19 protein-coding genes are annotated in these 20,554 nt (G+C 61.5%); 9 read left to right on the top strand and 10 right to left on the bottom strand.

Going from position 1 to position 20,554, the window contains the following annotated elements:
• Positions 1-22 precede the first annotated feature (22 nt).
• The 4 genes from araA to arfA (M1E02_RS19340) all read left to right on the top strand — a co-directional run bounded on the left by araA (position 23) and on the right by arfA (M1E02_RS19340) (position 6,006).
• Positions 23-1,543 carry an L-arabinose isomerase gene (araA, locus tag M1E02_RS19355; protein WP_479375800.1) on the top strand — a complete coding sequence of 507 codons (1,521 nt, stop codon included), beginning with the start codon at positions 23-25 and terminating at the stop codon, positions 1,541-1,543.
• A gap of 139 nt (positions 1,544-1,682) precedes the next feature.
• Entirely contained in the window at positions 1,683-2,768 is a 1,086-nt protein-coding gene (locus tag M1E02_RS19350) for an alpha/beta hydrolase (protein WP_479375799.1), read from the top strand.
• Positions 2,769-2,905: 137 nt separating this feature from the next.
• A complete protein-coding gene (locus tag M1E02_RS19345; RefSeq protein WP_479375798.1) occupies positions 2,906-3,922 on the top strand; it encodes a hypothetical protein in 1,017 nt (338 codons plus the stop codon).
• Between the two features lie 548 nt (positions 3,923-4,470).
• Positions 4,471-6,006 carry an arabinosylfuranosidase ArfA gene (gene arfA / locus M1E02_RS19340; protein ID WP_479375797.1) on the top strand — a complete coding sequence of 512 codons (1,536 nt, stop codon included), beginning with the start codon at positions 4,471-4,473 and terminating at the stop codon, positions 6,004-6,006.
• Positions 6,007-6,031: 25 nt separating this feature from the next.
• Here arfA (M1E02_RS19340) and M1E02_RS19335 read toward each other — a convergent pair whose 3' ends face one another.
• Positions 6,032-7,015: a family 43 glycosylhydrolase gene (locus tag M1E02_RS19335; RefSeq protein WP_479375796.1), complete on the bottom strand. Its 984-nt coding sequence runs from the start codon at positions 7,013-7,015 to the stop codon at positions 6,032-6,034.
• A 114-nt stretch (positions 7,016-7,129) separates the two neighbouring features.
• Between M1E02_RS19335 and M1E02_RS19330 the strand changes: the two genes are divergently transcribed.
• The 3 genes from M1E02_RS19330 to M1E02_RS19320 all read left to right on the top strand — a co-directional run bounded on the left by M1E02_RS19330 (position 7,130) and on the right by M1E02_RS19320 (position 9,298).
• Positions 7,130-7,297: a hypothetical protein gene (locus M1E02_RS19330; protein ID WP_479375795.1), complete on the top strand. Its 168-nt coding sequence runs from the start codon at positions 7,130-7,132 to the stop codon at positions 7,295-7,297.
• A gap of 266 nt (positions 7,298-7,563) precedes the next feature.
• Positions 7,564-8,361 carry a helix-turn-helix domain-containing protein gene (locus M1E02_RS19325; RefSeq protein ID WP_479375794.1) on the top strand — a complete coding sequence of 266 codons (798 nt, stop codon included), beginning with the start codon at positions 7,564-7,566 and terminating at the stop codon, positions 8,359-8,361.
• Between the two features lie 316 nt (positions 8,362-8,677).
• Positions 8,678-9,298 carry a hypothetical protein gene (locus M1E02_RS19320; protein ID WP_479375793.1) on the top strand — a complete coding sequence of 207 codons (621 nt, stop codon included), beginning with the start codon at positions 8,678-8,680 and terminating at the stop codon, positions 9,296-9,298.
• Positions 9,299-9,320: 22 nt separating this feature from the next.
• Here M1E02_RS19320 and M1E02_RS19315 read toward each other — a convergent pair whose 3' ends face one another.
• The 3 genes from M1E02_RS19315 to M1E02_RS19305 all read right to left on the bottom strand — a co-directional run bounded on the left by M1E02_RS19315 (position 9,321) and on the right by M1E02_RS19305 (position 10,747).
• Positions 9,321-9,491, bottom strand: coding sequence for a hypothetical protein (locus M1E02_RS19315; protein WP_479375792.1), 171 nt, complete (start codon positions 9,489-9,491; stop codon positions 9,321-9,323).
• Between the two features lie 189 nt (positions 9,492-9,680).
• Complete coding sequence (locus M1E02_RS19310) at positions 9,681-10,352, bottom strand: NUDIX domain-containing protein (RefSeq protein WP_479378223.1); 672 nt, start codon at positions 10,350-10,352, stop codon at positions 9,681-9,683.
• Between the two features lie 17 nt (positions 10,353-10,369).
• On the bottom strand, positions 10,370-10,747 hold the full coding sequence (locus tag M1E02_RS19305; protein WP_479375791.1) for a DUF4406 domain-containing protein: 378 nt from the start codon (positions 10,745-10,747) through the stop codon (positions 10,370-10,372).
• Positions 10,748-10,806: 59 nt separating this feature from the next.
• Here M1E02_RS19305 and M1E02_RS19300 point away from each other — a divergent pair, with 59 nt between their 5' ends.
• Entirely contained in the window at positions 10,807-11,568 is a 762-nt protein-coding gene (locus tag M1E02_RS19300; RefSeq protein WP_479375790.1) for a DeoR/GlpR family DNA-binding transcription regulator, read from the top strand.
• 439 nt (positions 11,569-12,007) lie between these two features.
• On the opposite strand, the gene M1E02_RS19295 is transcribed toward M1E02_RS19300, so the two are convergent.
• Entirely contained in the window at positions 12,008-12,757 is a 750-nt protein-coding gene (locus M1E02_RS19295; protein WP_479375789.1) for an SDR family oxidoreductase, read from the bottom strand.
• 127 nt (positions 12,758-12,884) lie between these two features.
• Between M1E02_RS19295 and M1E02_RS19290 the strand changes: the two genes are divergently transcribed.
• Positions 12,885-13,481 carry a TetR/AcrR family transcriptional regulator gene (locus M1E02_RS19290; protein WP_479375788.1) on the top strand — a complete coding sequence of 199 codons (597 nt, stop codon included), beginning with the start codon at positions 12,885-12,887 and terminating at the stop codon, positions 13,479-13,481.
• A gap of 150 nt (positions 13,482-13,631) precedes the next feature.
• Here the strand turns inward: M1E02_RS19290 and M1E02_RS19285 are convergent, their stop codons facing one another.
• The 5 genes from M1E02_RS19285 to M1E02_RS19265 all read right to left on the bottom strand — a co-directional run bounded on the left by M1E02_RS19285 (position 13,632) and on the right by M1E02_RS19265 (position 20,516).
• The gene (locus tag M1E02_RS19285) at positions 13,632-15,761 is read right to left on the bottom strand and encodes an RICIN domain-containing protein (RefSeq protein WP_479375787.1); all 2,130 of its coding nucleotides are present in this window, start codon (positions 15,759-15,761) and stop codon (positions 13,632-13,634) included.
• 75 nt (positions 15,762-15,836) lie between these two features.
• Positions 15,837-17,366 (bottom strand): arabinosylfuranosidase ArfA, encoded by a 1,530-nt coding sequence (arfA, locus tag M1E02_RS19280; RefSeq protein ID WP_479375786.1) that lies wholly within the window; start codon positions 17,364-17,366, stop codon positions 15,837-15,839.
• The gene (locus tag M1E02_RS19275) at positions 17,348-18,661 is read right to left on the bottom strand and encodes a family 1 glycosylhydrolase (protein WP_479375785.1); all 1,314 of its coding nucleotides are present in this window, start codon (positions 18,659-18,661) and stop codon (positions 17,348-17,350) included. The genes arfA (M1E02_RS19280) and M1E02_RS19275 overlap by 19 nt, the downstream gene beginning before the upstream one ends.
• Before the next feature lie 8 nt (positions 18,662-18,669).
• Complete coding sequence (locus M1E02_RS19270; protein WP_479375784.1) at positions 18,670-19,554, bottom strand: carbohydrate ABC transporter permease; 885 nt, start codon at positions 19,552-19,554, stop codon at positions 18,670-18,672.
• Complete coding sequence (locus M1E02_RS19265) at positions 19,554-20,516, bottom strand: carbohydrate ABC transporter permease (protein WP_479375783.1); 963 nt, start codon at positions 20,514-20,516, stop codon at positions 19,554-19,556. The genes M1E02_RS19270 and M1E02_RS19265 overlap by 1 nt, the downstream gene beginning before the upstream one ends.
• Positions 20,517-20,554: the final 38 nt, after the last annotated feature.

Here is a 20,554-nt window from a genome sequence, read left to right as displayed (position 1 = left end):
CCCACTTTTTCCAGGAGTCATCATGAACAACGCCAACAACACTTCGCTCGAACAGTATGAAGTCTGGTTCCTGACCGGCAGCCAGCACCTCTACGGCGAGGACGTACTGAAGCAGGTCGCAGCGCAGTCCCAGGAGATCGCCAACCAGCTCAACGCCTCATCCTCCGTTCCGGTTAAGGTGGTCTGGAAGCCGGTCCTCACCGATTCAGACGCGATCCGCCGTACTGCACTGGAGGCCAACTCCGCCGATCAGGTCATCGGCGTCACCGCCTGGATGCACACGTTCTCTCCCGCCAAGATGTGGATCCAGGGCCTGGATCTGCTCCGCAAGCCGCTCCTGCACCTGCACACCCAGGCCAACGTCGAACTGCCCTGGGCGGACATCGACTTTGACTTCATGAACCTGAACCAGGCCGCCCACGGCGACCGCGAATTCGGCTACATCCAGTCCCGCCTGGGCATTCCGCGCAAGACTGTTGTGGGCCACGTTTCCAACCCCGAGGTCACCCGCCAGGTTGGTGTCTGGCAGCGCGCGTCTGCCGGCTGGGCTGCCGTCCGGACCTTGAAACTGACCCGCTTCGGTGACAACATGCGCAACGTCGCTGTCACCGAGGGGGACAAGACCGAGGCCGAGCTCCGGTTCGGCGTATCAGTCAACACCTGGTCGGTGAACGAACTCGCTGACGCCGTGCACGGTACTGCCGACTCCGACGTCGACAAGCTTGTTGCTGAGTACGAGGACCTCTACGAGGTGGCAGAGGAGCTGAAGGCCGGCGGTACCCGGCACGAATCGCTGCGCTACAGTGCACGGATCGAGCTCGGCCTCCGCAGCTTCCTGGAAGGCAACGGCTCCGCCGCGTTCACAACCTCCTTCGAGGACCTCGGCGCGCTCCGGCAGCTCCCCGGCATGGCAGTGCAGCGGCTCATGGCCGACGGTTACGGCTTCGGTGCCGAGGGCGACTGGAAGACAGCCATCCTGGTCCGCGCGGCCAAGGTCATGGGCGCGGGACTGCCCGGCGGCGCCTCGCTCATGGAGGACTACACCTACCACCTCACACCGGGCCAGGAAAAGATCCTCGGGGCGCACATGCTCGAGGTCTGCCCGTCGCTGACAGCCTCCAAGCCGCGCGTCGAGATCCACCCGCTGGGCATCGGCGGCAAGGAAGACCCCGTTCGCATGGTCTTCGACACCGACGCCGGCCCGGGAGTTGTGGTGGCCCTGTCCGACATGCGCGACCGCTTCCGCCTTGTTGCCAACGCCGTGGACGTCGTGGACCTCGACGAGCCCCTGCCCAACCTTCCGGTTGCCCGAGCCCTGTGGTCGCCCAAGCCTGACTTCGCCACGTCCGCGGCAGCCTGGCTCACGGCCGGAGCGGCCCACCACACGGTGCTTTCCACCGCAGTCGGGATGGATGTGTTCGAGGACTTCGCAGAGATCGCCCAGACCGAACTGCTCACCATTGACGAAAACACCACCATCAAGCAGTTCAAGAAAGAGCTGAACTGGAACGCCGCCTACTACAAGCTGGCCGGCGGGCTCTAAGAACTGACCGTTTTCTTTTAGGGAACGGAGCGGGGCGCGGTGGACATCCACCACGCCCCGCTCCTGTTTAAGTCCGGCCCTCTGCCCTATCCTGAAGCTCTGAACAGATCCTGAACGCCTGACCGGGGGAGAGCGCGCAATGGGACCTTTAGAACCGACTGCCATCACCGCTGAACGCCGCAACACGGTAGACGTTGCCTTGGCTGATTTCGAGGAGAAGCGGGACCCAAAGGTCAGGCGAAGAAGGTTTCGGATTCTTGACGTCGCCATAGTGCTGGTCCTCGTGGCACTGATTGCCCTGTCCATCACTCCCTGGCCATCCGCACTCCTGATCCGCAGCGTGTTCGAGGGCGGAGCGAAGTCCACCGTCGAAGAGATGCTTCCGTACGTTCCCGACACTCCGATGGCAGAAAGCAGGGATGTTGCCTACATGGAGGGCGGCACCTTGGACGCCTTTACTCCCGAGAGCGCTGCCGGGCCGTTGCCCGCCGTCGTCTGGATCCATGGCGGGGCCTGGATCTCCGGAAACAAAACCAATGTGGAGCCCTATCTTCGGATCCTGGCAGCCAAGGGATACACGACCATCAGCCTCGACTACCCGATAGCCCCGGAGACCACCTACCCGGCTGCGGTGGAGGACCTCAACAAGGCACTCGGGTACATCATCGAGCATGCTGCCGAACTCAAAGTCGATCCGAACAAGATTGTGCTCGCCGGGGATTCTGCCGGTGCGCAACTGGCCAGCCAGCTCGCCACGCTCACCGTGAACCCCGCCTATGCCAACCTCCTGGGCATCGAACCCGCGCTGGAGAAGAAGCAGCTGGCCGCCACCATCCTGCACTGCGGCGTTTACGATCTCCAGGCCATGGCGGATCTCAACGGTATTGCGGCCTGGGGCTTCAAAATATCCCTCTGGGGGTACACGGGCACCAAGGACTGGTCGGACACCTATGCGGGCAGCACCATGTCCACCGTGGAGTTCGTCACCGGCGATTTCCCACCCACGTTCATCAGCGGTGGGAACGGTGACGGCCTCACGTGGCTCCAGTCCATCCCCTACAGCAACCGGCTGAAATCCGCAGGGGTGCCAGTGACAGAGCTGTTCTTCCCTGCCGGGCACGAGCCGGCGCTTCCGCACGAGTACCAGTTCCATCTGGACTACAAAGCGGCCCAGGATGCGCGGGACCAGACGTTCGATTTCCTGGCCAAGCACACCGCGCCTTAGGCTCGCAGGCCACGCTCAAGGTGCTGGACCGCTGCGCCTGGTGGGTCAGGCATGGTCTGGAAGGCAGCGCCGTGGTCTAGACGATGCTATGGCGTCGGGCGTATTCTGGCCTCCCCTTGTGCATGTGGTGGTGGAAAATGGACCTCGCGCCAAATGATCGTCGCCGAAGTGTCCTGCGCCCTTTTTTGTTCGCCGCTTTTGCTGCCTTGGCCTGGCTGATCTGGGGTGCTGGAACCGCCAGCGCCGCCCTGTCGGATTCTGACCTCGTGCCTCAGTCGACGCAGACCGGCACCACCACTCTCGAGGAAGCGTCCGCCACGACGGTCCCACTTCCGGCCCTTGCCGAACTCCCGTCGAACACGCTGCTTCCGGAAACGGATGCCGTGACCGAACCGGTGAACACGGTGACCAATACGGTGACAGAAGCTGCCAGCGACACCGTCGCAGGCACCATTCCGACCGTCGGCGCCGCACTCGCTGAGGTAGTGGGGGCCGTTGAGTCAACCGTTCAGTCAACGGTGGATCCGGTACTGCTGGTGCCCGTGGTTACAGACGTAGTGGAGGTCGTCGACGGCGTGGTGGACGGTGCGGGGGATATTGTCCCGGGCGTGGTGGAAGGCGTGGTGGATATCCTGCCGCCTGCTCCGTTGCCGGGAACGGACGTGGTGCCTCCTGTTCTGTCGGAGCCGCTTCCGCCCGTACCGGATGTTCTTTTACCTGGTCAAGAAGGTCTCAACGGCAGCCAAAACAGCGAAGCGATTGCCAGCCAACCCGGCGCCGAGGCCGTTGAGGCGAACGCCGGGCCGCCTTCACCTCCCCTAGAGAGCGAACCCGCCGGAATCACGGCCGGAACAAGAACAGGACAAGGGCTTTTGACCCCGCCTGCCCTGCACGCGCTGGCGGTTATGGGAGAACCCGCTGGATCAGCGCCGGTACCGGAGGCACCAGTCCCCGGAGAACGGCGCCTCCAGGCTGCCCTTGCTGTCGGCCCAGGCTCCGGATCCACCGGATCTGCGGGTGGCGGAGCCCAGGCGTGGGCGGAAGTGGCAGCGTTCTGGGCAATTCCCTTGGCGGCCCGCTTTGGCAGAATGCCCAGCCTCCAGGAACTCCCACCCGTCGCTCCACCCTTCGATCCCGGGTGCACCCCCGACTGAATGGGTCAACTCTGCCCTTTTCCAGGCAGACGAAGGCCCCGGACGCTGTCAGCGTTCGGAATGAAACTTCAGTCAGGAGAATCTCATGTCTGTTTGCACCCAACTGGACTGTGCCCGGGCCCTAGTCCGGGAGCGGTCCTCCGCCAGAGGACGGATCGGTTGGTGGCCGCATGCGGTGCGGGGCGCCGTCGGCAACTGGCCGGACCCCCTGGCCCAGACCCACTAGCTGCCCAGTAGTTAGTCGGCCTTCGATATCGGCTGTCTGGTCCGGCAGCAAAGCCAGGCCAGACACCTGATACATTTCCTGGCCGGGCAGCGGGTGAAGCAGCGGGATTAACAGCCCCGCCGGTTGATCAACCATTGCCAAAGACCAGGCTGGCCTCTCTGTGTTCACCCATGCTGTCGCCGCGCTGCTGGGGGGCGCGGCGGCAGCGCCAAACCAACGTGAAAGGAATTCCTGGGCTGACTTTCCAAATCCCTTGACGTACCACGCTTGATCTTCAAGAATGTTCTATAACGTTGTAGAAACTAGAGCGAGGATCCTTCCCTTGAGTAATACGGGCAATACTGAGTCAGCCACGGCACAAATCACCATCGACCCCGCCTTCACCGTGGGGCCGGTCCGCAGGAGGACTTTTGGCTCCTTTGTGGAGCACCTGGGCCGCTGTGTTTATACGGGCATCTTCGAGCCCGGCCATCCTTCTGCGGATGAGGATGGCTTCCGCACCGACGTCCTGGAGCTCACGCGTGAGCTCGGGGTTTCCACCATCCGTTACCCGGGCGGAAACTTCGTCTCCGGTTACCGTTGGGAAGATGGTGTGGGGCCGGTGGAAAAGCGCCCGGTACGTCTTGACCTTGCCTGGCACACCACCGACCCGAACCACGTTGGCGTGGACGAGTTCGCAAAATGGACGGCGAAGGCCGGCGTCGAACCCATGATGGCCGTGAACCTCGGAACCCGGGGCACTCAGGAGGCTCTGGACCTTCTTGAATACTGCAATATCGACGGCGGCACAGCGTTCTCGGATCAGCGCCGGGCCAACGGCGCGGAAACCGGCTATGGCATCAAGATGTGGTGCCTTGGCAACGAAATGGACGGTCCCTGGCAGATCGGTCACAAGAACGCCCTGGAGTACGGGCGCCTCGCTGCGGACACAGCACGCGGCATGCGGATGATCGAGCCTGACCTGGAGCTCGTGGCCTGCGGAAGCTCCTCACCCGGTATGGACACCTTCGGGGAATGGGAGCGTATTGTCCTGACAGAGACCTACGACCTGGTGGACCTTGTTTCTGCCCACCAGTACTTTGAAGACTTCGGTGACCTGCAGGAGCACCTTTCCGCGGGCCACAAGATGGATCAGTTCATCCGGGACACCGTGGCACACATCGATCACGTGAAGTCCGTGAAGAAATCCTCCAAGCAGGTGAACATTTCCTTTGACGAGTGGAATGTCTGGCATGGCAGCCGCGCTGAATCCAAGGTCCCGAGCGGCAAGGACTGGCCTGTGGCACCCGTGCTGCTGGAGGATCGCTACACAGTGGCGGACGCCGTCGTCGTCGGTGATCTCCTGATCACCCTGCTCCGGAACACGGACCGGGTGCACTCCGCCAGCCTGGCCCAGTTGGTGAACGTCATTGCCCCGATTATGACCGAGCCGGGCGGCCGCGCCTGGAAGCAGACCTCGTTCCACCCCTTTGCGCTCACGTCCCGCCATGCCGCGGGTACGGTGCTCAAGGTTGCCCTGGAATCGCCGGCGCTGAGCGCCGGGAAAATCGAGAACTTCGATGCACTGTCAGCGGTGGCCACCTTCGACGCCGAGAAGGGTGAGGCAGTGGTGTTCGCCGTCAACCGGTCGGTCACGGATGCACTCACGTTGGACGCTGCCGTCGCAGGATTGGGCAACGTGCGCGTCGTCGAGGCTGTGACCTACGCGAACAAGGATCCGTACTGGCAGGCAACCGCTGACGACTCGACGTCGGTCCTGCCCACCGAAAACCCTTCGGCAAAGCTCGACGGCGGGCGGCTCACCGCCGAGCTTCCGGCGGTGTCCTGGAGCATGATCCGCCTGGCCGTGGACTCCTAGCAATAGCCAGGAGTCAGGCCACTGCTTAGATAAGGGCAGGGTCCAAGTTGACGGGGGAGTCCAGGTCTCGGGTGCAGACCAGGACTCCCTCTTCTACGTGGAGCCGGGCTGCGTGGATGCTGGTGCGCTGCTCACGCAGGGCCTGGGCGGGGTCCAGCAGCCCGCTGACCATCTCTGTGTCCTGCCACTCGGGATGGGTGAAGTAAAAGATGTAGGCGTGGTCACCCTGCGTGACAACATCGGCATGCCTGCCATACGTAGCATCGTCCGGGCCGCTGCCGGGAGCGTCGAGGATGAGTCCGTTGCTCGCCTCTTGCCGCTCCCACGTCAGGCCGTCTACAGAACGGTGCACTGCCTGGCCACGCCATTCATCAACCACCATCCAGTACCAGCCGCCCAGCTGGAAAACGTTCGGCCCTTCGTGGGCGGGACGGCCAATTACCTGCCCTTCCGGGCGCCAGCCGGTGAGGCCTGTTGCATCGTCGCTGACGGCTGACCAGGTGGTGGATCCGTCCACTTCATCTTTGAACCACAGGCGTGGTTGGCCGTCCGCCACCATAGCGAAGGCGGCGTCGATCACGTTCTCTGAGCCGACGTCGATCCTTTCAATGAAGTCCCACTGCTCCAGGTCATCGCTGATGAAGTGAACCAAGCGCCGCTCTGTCTGTTCAGCCCAGGTTCCGGGTGCTCCAGCACCCCACGTGAGGAACATGTGGTACTTGCCCTCGTGCCACACAACCTCCGGTGCCCAGTGCGTGTTGAGGCCGGGAGATTCCTCTGGATCCAGGCCGTCCACTACGCCGCGGTATTCCCAGGACGATCCCCCGTTAAGGGAGACTGCGATGCCGATACGGGTGCCGGTAATCCATTCGCATCCGCCCGCCGTATGTGTTGCCCGGCGTGCAGTGTAAAACATCCACCACTCTTCGCTGCCGCGCTTGTGGATAACTGTCGGATCGGCCGCGCCGTCGAAAACGGGGCACCGGAAAAGGGGGGAGTCAGGGATCATGACGAAGAGTCTATAACGTTGGAGAAATGCGCGGAAGAGGGCTCTGGACTGGCTGGATTGACGGGGTTATTCTGGCCATCCAGATAGCGTTTATGGACCACGAGGGAGACGAAGATGTCCGAATCCAAGCCTGAACCGGCCGAGGCCATCGAAAGCCAGGATGTTGCACAGATCCAAGGAGATGAGAGCCTGACTGCTGCCGATCGCGTGGACCTGATCGCAAACCAGGCCGTGCCGGACGGAGACGAAGAAGAACTGGACCTTGGGCCGGAGTCAGACTGACGCGGGCGAGGGCGGCCGTCTCACCAGCAAGTGGTTATTCTCGTCTATCCCCACTGATTGCAGTATTGGGGCTGTCAGTTGTTAGACCGTGCAATTCGAGACAGGGAACTGTCAGGGAAGGCAGTTACGCTGGCCCGGACATGCCTCGTAAAGAGAGGAAAAGAGGCAGCAATCCGGGATTGTTGAAACCCTGCGTGATCACCTGATGGCAGCCGCCCTTCGCGGCCAATCCCGCCAAGCCGCACGATCAAACCACAGGACACAGGATGACACTTGCAGATGACCTTCGTTCTTGGGCCCAGGGCAACGAGAAGGGCGAGCGGCCTGGGCGCACAGAGCAGGTTAGAATTGGCGGCCTCCTTGCCGATGCTGACATGCTCATTGAAGCGATGCTCGATGCCCGGGCGTTCGGGCCGGTTTCCCCGCACTCTCTGTACCTCCGGGCCCGCTATGCCGAGCTCCTCCCGGTGGTGATACATGATGTTCTGCGGTGCATAGAGTCGGGCGGTGCCTTGAGCCCGCACACGCTCACAGCGCTTCGTGCCTCCGCGAGATCCATGCGGCTGGCTGATGTGCCACTCAGGCTGATGCTACGAGGAGGCGCCCCTTCACTTCGCGTTTTCTACGCATATGCACGCTCCTGGAAACATGCACTTTCTCACCGGGAGCTTACTCTGCTCATGGAACGAGCCGCGCGCCTCTCGGCCGAGATGACAGCATATTGGGTTGAGTTTTGGTTTGACGCAGTCAAGCATCCACACCTCGGCGGGCCGGGGGCAGATGGCGATAACTTAGACGACATCCTTGAACCCGTGCCCGGGATTCTAGAGAGTCCCGTGCTCGATATGCTGGCCTTGGTTGCCGCTGGGCGTTCAAACGAACAAATAGCAGAGGCTTTGGACTACAGCCCCCAAGCGGTCAAATGGCATTTGGCTCGGGTAATGAGGGCGTGGAAAGTGGGCAACCGGGCGGCCCTCGTTTCGGTTGCGTTTCTGCGTGGCGCACTGTGCGCGAAGCGCGCACATCTATCGCCGGATTCCGCAAAAGACTCGCAAGAACGATAACTGCCGGAACTCTATTCACAGCCGCCATCCCTGTTCTTCCAAACCGTCTCATTGTGGAAAGCGCAGAAGCGATAGCCTTCCTGATTTGCGCACGCCCAGAACCTCCTGAATTCCCTACACCTTACTGAGCCCTTGTGCATGTCATGTAAGGAATCAGTTAGACGAGTGGCCAGTGTTCTGCTGATTCAGGCCCGGAATCCCCTAGGGGGCTTATCGGTGTGACTAGCCTTACCCGGGTAGATGAGTGATCTGCTGCAAGCTCTCGGCGCGGGTAGCCCCAACCTCGTTCCGGGAGACCCCAACGAAAGTAGGAAGTATGAAGAAACTCAGATTGTCCAAGGCGGCCGGGATGGCTGCCGCAGGTACCCTGCTCCTGACGTTGCTGCCGGCTACCGCGGCGATGGCAGCCGAAGGGCCAACGACTGAAGAGCTGCTGGCAGCATGCGAGGGAGCCGACCACTGCGAGTTCGTTCCGGAGTCCAGTGAGCGGTACACAACGGACCTGAAGTTGGTTTCGCCGATGTCACCTAATTGCGGTCCAGGCGTCGTTGACCTCCAAAGCAACTGGTCAGAAACAACGGGTAGCAGCGACACTGTGGGCGGTGCGATCACAGTCAAGTCTGGCGTTCTGTTTGGTCTATTTGAAGCTTCCGTTGAGGCCAACTACAACCATCAATGGAGCCGCAGCGACTCGAGAGGCGGGTTTGTCACGGTTCACGTGCCTGCGTTGAGCATTGGGTATGTCACTAAATCGACGGCGATGGAGAGGGTCAAGGGTCACTACAAAATGAACTTTAGTGAGCGCAGATGGGACCACTACTACTGGACGACCAGCACCGTCACCGTCGAAGGACCAGACAAAAACGGCATTGGAAGCGAAATCGTTCAGGGACACACCCGACCCATGACAAACGAAGAGCGAGCACTGTACTGCTGAGACTGGCAGACCGACACCCCGGCTAGAACAACAGTCCGTGCCGCTCGACCAGTGGCATCGTCGCCTCGAAGTCCACCTCGGCGCCGTACTCGGCCGCCAGGGCGGGAAGCGTATCGGGGGAGTACTCGCCGCCGGGCTCGGCGAGTCGGCGGAACATCGCCTCGACACCCCCGGGGACGATTATCTCGAGCACGCGAGTTCGCGCTCTCGAGGAGGTACCGGTCGAGCGGCCCGGGCTCGCCGGTGACGTCGCCTTTACCTGCGCGCACGACGTAAGGGCCGGCTGGTGCGTCCATACGGCCAGTGATACGGCGACGGCGTCCGTCCGGTACCCCGTAGGCCGTATCACTTGTTGATCGGATCCTTGCCCCGTTCTGGGTTTTTAGCTGGAGGGCTGAAGGAGATGGGTGATGGCGGCCCACTGAAGGAGAATAACGGTTTTGCCGTCGACGATCCTGCCATCGGTTGTCATGGCAAGTGCTTCATCGAAGGGCATCTCGAGAACCTCGATGTCTTCTCCCTCCTCCTGCAAGCCGCCCCCTGGGCCAGTCTGATCGTTTCGGACGTAAGGGGCGGCGAAGAAGTGGACACGCTCCGTGACGGACCCGGGGCTCATGTAGAGATCGAATACGTGCTGCAGATCCCCGACGGTGACGCCGAGCTCCTCGCGGGCTTCCCGTCGGATTGCAACATCGGGCGCATCATCGTCCAGGAGGCCAGCGGCTGTTTCGATGAGCATCCCGTCGACGTGCTCGTTAACATATGCGGGGAAGCGGAACTGCCGCGTCAGGAGGACAGTCCTCCGATTGTGGTCGTACAAAAGAATTGTTGCGCCGTTGCCTCGGTCATAGGTTTCGCGCTGCTGGACTACCTGTTGCCCGTCCCGTCGGCGGAACGTGAAGGTGGTTCGTCGCAGGACATGCCACCCCTCCGAGGTCACCTCGACGCGGATGATCCCCACGTTCGGGTTGCTGTTCAGATCGATGCCAGCATGGTCCAGCCCCATGCGTCCCCGGCTGTCCGGGATGTCTACCCCGGGCTGTCCGGGCGAAATGCAGGCCAGGGTCGATCTCACTGAATGACGCCCGTTCGCGTCGTCATGCCGGGGATTTCATCAAGGTCGTAGTAGACAGGGATGCCCCGTTCCCGTGCGATGGCAACATCCTGGTCGGCGCCGCACGACTCGCCGGCAAGCCTCAGAACCGCATCGCATCGCTGGAGCAGGCGTTGAGCTGCCGGGTACATCACCTCGCCGGCAAGCGGATCGGAGAGATCATTGACTCCCGCGCCCCTCAAAACCGGGAGTGCGACCCACTCGCCGATCATCGGCAAATGCCCGGCATTGAATATCGGCCACGCCGCCTGCTCGAGGCGGGCGAGGTTTTGGCCCAGCAGTTGCGGGTCATCACCTGTGCCGGATCTGTAAGGACCGGCGATCAAAATCATCATGGACGTAGTCATACCGGTTACAATAACGCAATAACGTGCATTAATCGGAAGGAACGCGAATGCTTGCTGCTGAACGTCACACTCTTCTCCTCAACCGGTTGTCGACCGAGGGAAAGCTGGTCGCCAAGGAAATCGCCGCTGAGCTGGGGCTGTCCGCGGACAGTGTGCGCCGTGATCTCCGCGAACTCGCTTCAGCCGGACTGTGCCAACGCGTGTATGGCGGGGCATTACCCGTCTCGCCGGCGATTGCGGACTACGATGCACGCACCACTGTTCAGCCGGAAAGCAAGGACAGGGTCGCCCGGCGGGCTGCCCGGCTCATTGATCCGGGCAGTACCGTCATCCTTGACGGCGGCACCACGACCCTTGCAGTTGTTCGGGCTCTTGCACCGTCCCTTTCGTGCACAATCATTACGCACAGCCCTACGATCGCCGCCGCGCTCGTGTCGCATACGGGTATCGACGTCTTTCTCCTCGGTGGTCGTCTGTTCAAGCATTCGGCGGTGACTTGCGGAGCTGCTGCGGCTGAGGCGGCCCAGGCAATTTCGGCTGACCTCTTCCTCCTCGGAGTGACCGGTGTGCGTTCCATCGAGGGGCTCACCACGGGGGATGTTGAGGAGGCGGCAATGAAGCGGGCACTTGCAAGCCGGGCAGCTGAGACCTACGTTCTTGCAAGCACCGAAAAAATCGGAGTCTCGTCCCGTTACAAAGTTCTGCCGCTTGACGAGATAGCGGGAATCATCACGGACAGCCCCCAGAGTGATCCCACCCTCAGCGATCTCCGGAGGAATGGCATTTCCATCATCCATGCACACGATTGACCCCCCGCGCTGCGCCTGAGAAAGTAGCGAAGGCATCCGTGAAAGGATCTTGATGATCTATCTGGCATCACCCAGCATCAGCACCTACGGCATGGTGGAGTACGATCACAAGCTCTCGGCGCCATACAGTCTGTTCTTCGAGGGCACGCCGCTGGCCGGGACCCGACGTATATGTTCCTCTACACCGTGCTGCGTGAGGCCAGTGAGAGCGAATTCGACATCGTCCGCTGCCAGGAAAACCCGCGCGGGATCGTAGTCAATGACGCGATTAAAACCGCGTGCTTCGATGCAAAGCTCGCTGGCCTCCTCTTCTATAGCGCTGTGGACATGACGCACGCGAATCGTTCAATCTGCGAAAGTACCTGACGACGATGATGACTCTGCAGCCGTGAGATCGCGCTGGACACCAAACGGGATCGCCAGGATGACGTCGCGAGGTTCAGGCGCCGACACCGCTGAGCATGTCGAGGGCGTTTTCGTACCGGCCGTCGGCCTCGGCATCGCGGAGGAACTTAGCGCGTTCCACCACGATTTCCTTGGCGTCAGGCCGGGCGTTGAGCAGCGTCATAGTTTCCAACAGGTACTCCTCCAGCGGCATGGCGTTCTCGTCGTCCTGCTGGCCCAACAGCGCCGTCCGCACGCCCGGCGGAACGACCTCGATGACCTGGACTGCGGTATCGGCGAGTTGGACACGCAGGCTCGTGGTGAAGGAGTGCAGGGCGGCTTTGGTGGCGCTATAGGTCGGGGTGATCGGCAACGGTACGAACGCCAGCGCGGAGGTGACGTTCATGACGGCGGCGTCGTCCTTGGTCACCAAGTGCGGCAGCAAGGCGTAGGTCATCCGGATGGCGCCGAGCAGGTTTGTAGTGATGTGGTCCTCGGCGATCTGCGGTGCGGCTGGGTCCAACACGTTCTCGTGCTGCATGATTCCGGCGTTGTTGATCAGGACGTTCAATTGCGGGTGGCTGACAGCCAGGACTTCGGCCGCCCGGGTGATCGAGTCAGGGTCGGCAACGTCGAGGATGATCGCCTCGATGCCGGGGTGTTCGGTAGTGATCTGGTCCAGCAGCTCTTTGCGCCGACCAGCCACGATCACCGTGTTGCCGGCCTCGTGGAAGCGTAGGGCAAGGCCGTACCCGATGCCCGAGGTGCCGCCGGTGATCAGTATGGTGTTTCCGGTAGATTTCATTGAGTTGTTCTCTCTCACTAAAATGTCCAAGGGCATAGCGGACAGTTGTCCGGTTCGGATACGACGTTAGCGGACAGTTGTCCGGTTAGCAAGGTTGACTGTAATAAACTCTCGCGAAGGAGGTCTGGTGCCAGAACCGAAAGACGCATCGATACGCTCGGATGCAAAACTGAACCGTGACCGCATTCTTGACGTGGCATTTGCTGAGCTGACACGTTCCGCGGACGTCCCCCTCAGTGTGATCGCGAAGAAGGCAGGCGTGGGGCAGGGCACCATCTACCGGCACTTCCCGGACCGTGAGGCTCTGATTCTGGAGGTTTACCGCCACGGGATGGAACAGGTCGCAGATGTGGCGGCAGACCTACTCAAGACCCGGCCGGCGGATCAAGCCCTGAGGGAATGGATGGATCACCTCGCTCGGTACGCGATTGCTAAAGCCGGCCTGGCCGACGCGGTCCGCCAGGCCACCTCCGCACCAGGCAGCAAGGAGAAGCCGGGATACGCGCCAATGTTCGCCGCGGCCGACCTGCTGCTGCGCTCCGGCGAGCAGGCCGGCACCATTCGCCCCGGAGTCACAGCAGATGACTTCTTCCTCGCCATCGCGGGTCTGTGGCAACTCGACTCCCACACGGATTGGCAACCACGGTTGACGTGGCTCCTGGACCTCGTCATGGACGGGCTGCGCGCTGGTGCGCGCAACCGTAACCCACTCCTACCAGGCTAACGACGGCAACGTGAGGGTTCTCGGAGTTGGCTCCGGACGGCGCGAGCCTTCCAATGAAAAGAACAATGGAAAATGGAACAAGGTCCCTGACCAGGATTTCCTGGCAGGGACCTTGTTCCATTGCGTACTGACGTGCTGGCTTAGGCCTTGCTATTGAACGCCTTCGCGCACAAGCTTCCATTGCTGGCAAGTGAAGCCATTCGCCGTGTACTGCTGCGCGATAGCTCCGTCGGCGGTTGACGCGCCCGCTATTTCAAGTAACTTTCCGCTGTTGGCATTAGTGAGTTTCCACCAGCCGCCGCTGACGCTGGGGGACCAGACCTGAGTGGGGTTTCCGGTGGGGCCCCATTGTGTTGCTTGAACTCCGTTTGCTGTTGCAGCAGAACCGATCTCGAGCAGTTTGCCGCTGTTGACGTTTCTCAATTGGATTCCGCCGGTGGCCTGGCTGACGCTCCACAGTTGGGTCGGATTGCCGGTGTCGCCCCACTGTCCGGCCCCTGCGCCGTCAGCGGTGGAAGCTCCGAGGATTTCCAGTGATTTACCGCTGTTACGGTTAACGATGCGGAACTGCGGGTCCAGGCCCGCGGATGCGCGGTAGACGTGGAGAGCGTCCAGCTCAGCAAATGAACCCGCCTTGGTAAAGGAGACGGTGTTGGTTCCCTCGGCAAGGGTGGCCGTCATCTGCGCCCAGCCGTAGCGTCCCCAGTCGACTGTGGCCGGGTAGTTCAACGTGCTGGAGGCCCCACCATTGACCTTGACGGAGTGGGAACTGGTGGCGCCTGTTCCGTTCGAATAGCGCATGTTCAGGGTGTAGGTACCGGCTGCGGGCACCCTGACAGTGAACGTGACGGAGCTGCCGGTGTTGTTGATGTTGCCGACCTTGGCTCCATTGGACGCATCGGGGTCTGTGACCAGGGCAGTATCCTGACGTACTGCCCGTTCGGCTTCGTACTGTTGAGCGTCCAAGGGGATCGAGCCCACTCTGACATCGTTATAGGTAGTGCTGAGGTTTTCGACATTGGCGGCCTGGTAGAGGGTTCTCCCGTCGACACTTGTATCGAATCCTTGAGCGAATCCTGTGAAGGAGCCGCCCTGGGTATCGGTGGCATCGTAAGTGACGGCGAACGGCAGGCGTTCCCAAGGGCCCTCGCCGAGGTTGTAGTTGACATAGAAGTTCTGGCCGCCGTCGATGGTTCCGGACGCATCCAGGGCCCACTTTGAGGCGATGATCACCATGCCCTTTGGGCCGCCGGTCGGAACCCATTTGACGTAGGGGGACGAGCCAATGCCCCGGCCATCCTGGAGCGCCACTTTTGTGCCAATGCTGGCCTCGGGGGACCAGTTCAGGCCATCCGGTGAAGTCTTGAAGTAGACGGGAGCTGTGTTCTGGGTCTGGCTTGGGCGGTTCACTACCTCGAAAGTGGCCAGGTAGCGGCCATCCTGCATTTTGGTGACAGTGATCATTCCCGGGCGGTCACTATTGTTTGGCGGGGCAGATACGTTGGCCAATGCACCCCAGGTGAGACCGCCGTCGGTGGAGCGGCGGTAGGACACGGCCTGCAGCACGCCGTTGGCTTTCTGCCGCTCGTCGGAGAAGTAGGCTACCAGGCCGCCGAGCCCGTCGATGGCGAGCGAAGGCTCCCACACTGTGGTGGTGGTGGAGGTTGGGCTCGGATCGTACACAGCGGGGCCGCCGGAGTCGATGGTGCTCTGGAATGACCAGGTGACTCCCTTGTCCAGGCTCTTGTAGACCACGAGTCTGCTGCTTGACCTGTCCTCTGGCATGATCATGCCGGCGAGCAGTACGGTCCCGGCCGGGAGGTTGCCCACTTGTTGGGGAAGTTCGAAGAGGTACGGCTGAGCGGTGCGGGTCAGGGCGGGGAAGTTGGTACTGGGATTTACATCGGAGATCTTGGTCCACGTGGTTCCGTTATCGGTGCTGCGGTGGATCGGGTAGGTCTGTACTCCATTGGTCAGAACCAGTTTGTCGAACGTTGCCAGTAGTGTTCCGTTGGCGGTTCCATTGTTTTTCAGTGTGATGACTTTGGGGTACGTGGTGCCGGCGGCCCGACCGCCCTCAGGGTTGAACGAGGAACCTGCCGGCGGGGAGTAGACAAGGGCGCCATTTCCTGTGGTGACGGCTGCGGCAGGGGTTGCCGCAGTGAATTGTGCTGATAGCACCATCAAGAGGACCAGCAGTACGCCGGCTATGAGGGGTTGGGCCCCCCTTGGTCCGGCAAAGTAACGGGGCATGGCTGAACGTGGCGAGACATCTTTCATTCCTTCTCCGATGTGTGTTTTTTGGGGGATGCGAGCGACGGGCGGGGTGCATGCAGTGGGCGCTCCGGGCGCTTCCTAGGCGTGCGCGGGAGTGCCGGCCAGGAGGAGTGCGCTCCAGGATACGGGGGGCAGCGTCAGGGTGATGGAGCCCCCGTGCTGTTCGATCCCTTCTAAAGGTTGGAGCTGGACCCGTTGGGGGTTGCTCAGTGTGTTGGATGCGAAGACGTCAGAGTCCGTCAGGGTCTGTGCGCCCAGGATCTTCACGTTTCCAAGGTGACGGGTGTCGATGGAGACTGTCGAGGGCCCTTGGGTGTTGCGGTTCACCAGGAACACCGCCGCCTTGCCATCTGTGGGGTCGTAGCTGGCCGCGGCATCGACGGTACGGACCGTACCGTGCGTGGCAGTGTCGTAGGTTTCGCTTTCCAGCCCAGTGTCGAGAGTGAAGCCGTTAGCGTTGTTGGAGGTCAGGGCGAAGGGGAAAAACGTGGTCTGTTTCCAGGCCGGTCCGCCTGGCTCCGTCATGATGGGGGCGATGACGTTAACCAGTTGGGCCAGGGATGCGGAGGTGACCCTGTCGGCGTGGTTGAGGAGTGAGATGAGCAGGTTCCCGACGACGACTGCGTCCGCGACGGTGTAGGTGTCTTCCAAGAGACGCGGGGCTACAGGCCAGTTGTCGATGCCTGTGATTTTGTCGACGTTTTCGAAGCGTTCGTTGTACCAGACATTCCATTCATCAAAGGAGATGTTCAGCGTCTTGTCGCTGCTATGGACAGCTTTGATGTGGTCTGCGGTGGCCGTGACGGAGTCTATGAAGCGGTCCATGTTCACCGCTGAGGCAAGGAAGCTGCCGAGGTCACAGTTCTTGATTTCGTAGTAGGCGTGGCAGGAGATGAAGTCGACGTCGTCGTAAGTGTGGTTGAGGACAACCCGTTCCCATTCGCCGAATGTAGGCATGTCTGCGCTGGATGATCCGCAAGCCACTAATTCAATGGAGGGGTCCAGTTGGCGCATGGCTTTGGCGGTTTGTGAGGCGAGCTTGCCGTAGTCCTCTGCACTGCGGTGCCCGATTTGCCAGGGTCCGTCCATTTCGTTGCCCAGGCACCACATCTTGATATTGAACGGTTTGTCCCGGCCGTTGCGGGCACGCTCGGCCGCGAGCGCGGTCCCGAAGGGGAGGTTGCAGTACTCCAGGAGCTCCAGGGCTTCCTGGGTCCCGCGGGTTCCGAGGTTGACGGCAAGCATGAGTTCGCTACCGATTTCCTCGAGCCAGCCCGCGAATTCGTGCAGTCCTACTTCATTGGTCTCCGTGGAGTGCCAAGCGAGATCGAGTCGCCGAGGGCGTTGCTCGACGGGACCGACGCTGTCTTCCCATTTGAAGCCGGATACAAAGTTGCCGCCAGGGTAGCGGATGGCGGAGATGCCCAGTTCCATTACCAGTTCTTTGACGTCGTTTCGGAATCCGGCGGAATCGGCATGTTCATGCCCGGGTTCATAGATTCCGTCGTAGACGCTTCGGCCGAGATGCTCAACGAAGGAGCCAAACATGCGGCGGTTGATGGCGCCGACCACGCGCCGGGGGTCAAGGGTCAGGCGTGCAGTGGCCACGGGCTTCTTTCCTGTTCGGAGACGAATACGGGTTTTGGGGTCATATCGGCGATGGCCTTGGTTGCGTGGTGCAGGAATCGGTCCGCGACGGGGTTTTTGATGCGGTGGAGCGTACCGATTTCATCTGGCACCAGGTCCCACAGGCCCATGGTCAGCCGGTAGTGTTCCAGCGGTTCGGTTCCGTAGCGGTAGGTCCATTCATACATGTCCGTGACCGGCCACCAGGTGTAGCCGACGATGTTCTGTCCAGCGGCTCGCAGCTGCTGCACGCATTCCACTGACGCGTCCAGCCACTCCAGGCGCCGGTCGTGGGATCCAGTGAGGCAGGTTTCAGTCAGGGCTACCGGGGCGCCGTAGCGCTGCCCGTAATTGGTGAGGACATCGGCCAGCCCTTTGGTCCAGTCATTGCGGACGGCACGGGGGTCCGAGATGTCTCCGCGCCGGGGTTTCCCGGCTTCGAGCAGTTCCGTGGAGTGCAAAGGATAGTAGTTCACGCCCATCACATCGGGAAGCACGATGTTCTCCTGGTGCCAGCTCAGGTCGTAGTCCGTCATCCCGTGGCGGCTGAGCCAGGACGCGAGCTCGTGGCCGGCATCCACCTTGCCTGTGACGAGGTCTTCAACGAGGTAGGAACGCGCCGTGAGGTGCCGGATTTCCTCGTCGTGCAAACCGTCACTGGAGTCGCTGACGAACCGGAATCCGGCGTCGACGTGTGTGAAGATGGCGCGGTCCCCGAGGACCTCTGCCATGTTTTGCTGGGCCAGGACAAAGCCCTTGGACAGATTGCGTACCAGGGCGACCAGCCCGTCGTCCCCGGAAAGATACGGTGGCCAGTGCCCGAACTTGCCCGAGAACAGCGTGTGGATCATCGGCTCGTTGACGGGGGTGTAGTCCACTACTGTGTCTGCGTAGCGGGCGGCGACACGGGCGGAGTAGTCGGCGACGCGTTCGGGATAGCTGGAATTCAGGAACTGGTTGTCCAGCCAGGTCGGGGTCCCGTAGTGCATGAGGTCCACCAGCGGCCTGAGTTGGAGTTCGGCGAAGCGGTCCATTACTTTGTCCAGCCACTCCCACTTCCACACCCCGGGCTCGGGGTTGATCCGGTACCAGGGGATTCCCCAGCGGAGGAATTCGCCGCCGGCTTCTTTGGCCAGGCCAAGATCCTGGTGCCAGAACCTGTAGTGCTGGGTGAGCTCGTATTCGTCGAGGGACCGTTCTCCTGCGCGTTCCTGGGGAATGAACGTATCTTCGATGCCGAGGCCGAAGTGCAGGTGCCCGTCTTGGTACCAGTTCAAATTTTTCCTCACTTCAATCCGGTGGTGGCGACGCTTTCGATGAAGCGGCGTTGGACAAACATAAAGATGGCGGCGAGGGGGAGGATGGCCACGAGGGCTCCTGCCATCATCACGCCGTACGGGACGATGCCGCCGGGGCCAGTCAGGAGGGTCAGTCCCGAGGTCAGTGTGCCCATGTTCTTATCGGTCGTGAAGATCAGCGGCCAGAGCAGGTCGTTCCAGTTGTTGACGAACACGAACACTCCCAGGGTCAGGATGGCCGGCATGGCATTTGGCAGGATGACGTTCCAGTAGACCCGCCACTCGGAAGCGCCGTCGATGCGGGCCGCATTATCCAAATCCCTGGGCAGGGAAAGGAAGAACTGACGCAGGAAGAAGATCCCGAAGGCGTCCGCGGCCCGGGGGAAGATCAGGGCGGCGAAGGAATTTACCCACCCGAGGTCGCTGGCGAGCTGGTAGACCGGCACGAGGGTGGCCTGGAACGGTATCATCAGGCTTGCGATGATCGCGATGAGCAGGAATTTCTTGCCAGTGAAGTCAATCCTCGCCAAGGCATAGGCAGCCAGGGAGTCAAACAACAGGGCGAACAGTGTGACGCCGCCTGCGAAGATGAAGCTGTTGGCGATCAGCCGGGCAAAGGGCAGTTCCTGGAAGATCCTGGCGAAGTTATCCAGTGTCCACTGTCCCGGTACGAGCGTGGGAGGGAAGGCATTGACTTCGGCGGCGGGCTTGAAGGCCGTAAAGACGATGATTGCGATGGGCAGGAGGATCACCGCGGTGGCCAGGGCCAGCAGTGCGACCACCAGAGCGCGGTTGAACGTGGAACGTTTCGGGGAGCGCATGCCGGTCCCGGCATTCCTGGCGGAGAAGTATGGCCGGAGTGTGGTGGACATCAGTCACCTTCCCGTTCCCGTTTTCCGAAGAAGACGAATTGGATAACGCTCAGCAGCAAGGTCGCGGCGAGCAGGACATAGGAAAGCGCGGAGGCAAATCCGACGTCGAGTTTGCGGAAGCCGGACGTGTAGATCTGCATGACGACGGTTTCGGTGTGGCCGTAGGGGCCGCCGCCGGTCATGACGTAGATCTGGTCGAAGGCCTGCAATGCTGCTATGAGGGCGAAGATCAGGACGAACGCGGTGGTGTTAGAGAGCATCGGCATGGTCACATGCCGGAAGCGTGTCCAAGGTCCGGCACCGTCGACGCGGGCGGCCTCGTATAGACTTCCGGGGATTTCCTGGAGCCCTGCGAGGAAGATGACCATGTAGAAGCCAAAGCTCTTCCATACGGCGACGAATGCGACGGCCGGCATGGCAAGGACCGGATCCTGCAGGACGTTTCCAATCCGGATTCCGGCGTTGCCGAGCCAGTAGTTCAGCAGGCCGACCTGGGGATCGATCAGATACGCCCAGGCGATAGCGGCAACGGCGAGGCTGATGATGAACGGCAGGAACAAGGCTGTGCGGAAGAATCCCCTGAACGGCAGCCTCGGATCATTCAGCAGCAGGGCAAGCGCCAAAGCGAGGGCCACCGCCGTCGGCGTAAACAACAGTGCATAAAGAGCCGTATTGACGACGGCGTTGATGATGACGGGGTCGGTGAAGATGCGGGCGTAGTTTTCAAAGCCCACCCATTCTTCTTTGCCGAATCCGCTGGCGTCGGTGAAGGACAGGCGGAGAGCGGAGAACATGGGCCAGGCCGTGAAGGCGCCGAGGACCACGAGGGCTGGGAGAAGGAATGCGAGGGCCTGGAGGTTCTTGCGGCGCTGGCCGATGGCTGGGTTGCGGCGGCCGCCGAGGGGCGCGGGAGCCCGGTACCGCCGTGTTTCCTGCGGTTTCTTGTGCACAGTCGTGCTCATGGGAGCTTCTTTCGAAGGATGCGGCGCCCGGGAGGAGG

The organism is Arthrobacter sp. Z5-13, from assembly GCF_056499105.1.
This window is presented reverse-complemented; position numbering and strand designations above follow the sequence as displayed.

Bases quoted from the DNA above. Each gene is read 5' to 3' on its own strand.
- araA (WP_479375800.1), top strand. From the start codon at position 23: ATGAACAACGCCAACAACACTTCGCTCGAACAGTATGAAGTCTGGTTC.
- M1E02_RS19350 (WP_479375799.1), top strand. From the start codon at position 1,683: ATGGGACCTTTAGAACCGACTGCCATCACCGCTGAACGCCGCAACACG.
- M1E02_RS19345 (WP_479375798.1), top strand. From the start codon at position 2,906: ATGGACCTCGCGCCAAATGATCGTCGCCGAAGTGTCCTGCGCCCTTTT.
- M1E02_RS19335 (WP_479375796.1), bottom strand. From the start codon at position 7,015: ATGATCCCTGACTCCCCCCTTTTCCGGTGCCCCGTTTTCGACGGCGCG.
- M1E02_RS19330 (WP_479375795.1), top strand. From the start codon at position 7,130: ATGTCCGAATCCAAGCCTGAACCGGCCGAGGCCATCGAAAGCCAGGAT.
- M1E02_RS19325 (WP_479375794.1), top strand. From the start codon at position 7,564: ATGACACTTGCAGATGACCTTCGTTCTTGGGCCCAGGGCAACGAGAAG.
- M1E02_RS19320 (WP_479375793.1), top strand. From the start codon at position 8,678: ATGAAGAAACTCAGATTGTCCAAGGCGGCCGGGATGGCTGCCGCAGGT.
- M1E02_RS19305 (WP_479375791.1), bottom strand. From the start codon at position 10,747: ATGATGATTTTGATCGCCGGTCCTTACAGATCCGGCACAGGTGATGAC.
- M1E02_RS19300 (WP_479375790.1), top strand. From the start codon at position 10,807: ATGCTTGCTGCTGAACGTCACACTCTTCTCCTCAACCGGTTGTCGACC.
- M1E02_RS19295 (WP_479375789.1), bottom strand. From the start codon at position 12,757: ATGAAATCTACCGGAAACACCATACTGATCACCGGCGGCACCTCGGGC.
- M1E02_RS19285 (WP_479375787.1), bottom strand. From the start codon at position 15,761: ATGAAAGATGTCTCGCCACGTTCAGCCATGCCCCGTTACTTTGCCGGA.
- M1E02_RS19270 (WP_479375784.1), bottom strand. From the start codon at position 19,554: ATGTCCACCACACTCCGGCCATACTTCTCCGCCAGGAATGCCGGGACC.
- M1E02_RS19265 (WP_479375783.1), bottom strand. From the start codon at position 20,516: ATGAGCACGACTGTGCACAAGAAACCGCAGGAAACACGGCGGTACCGG.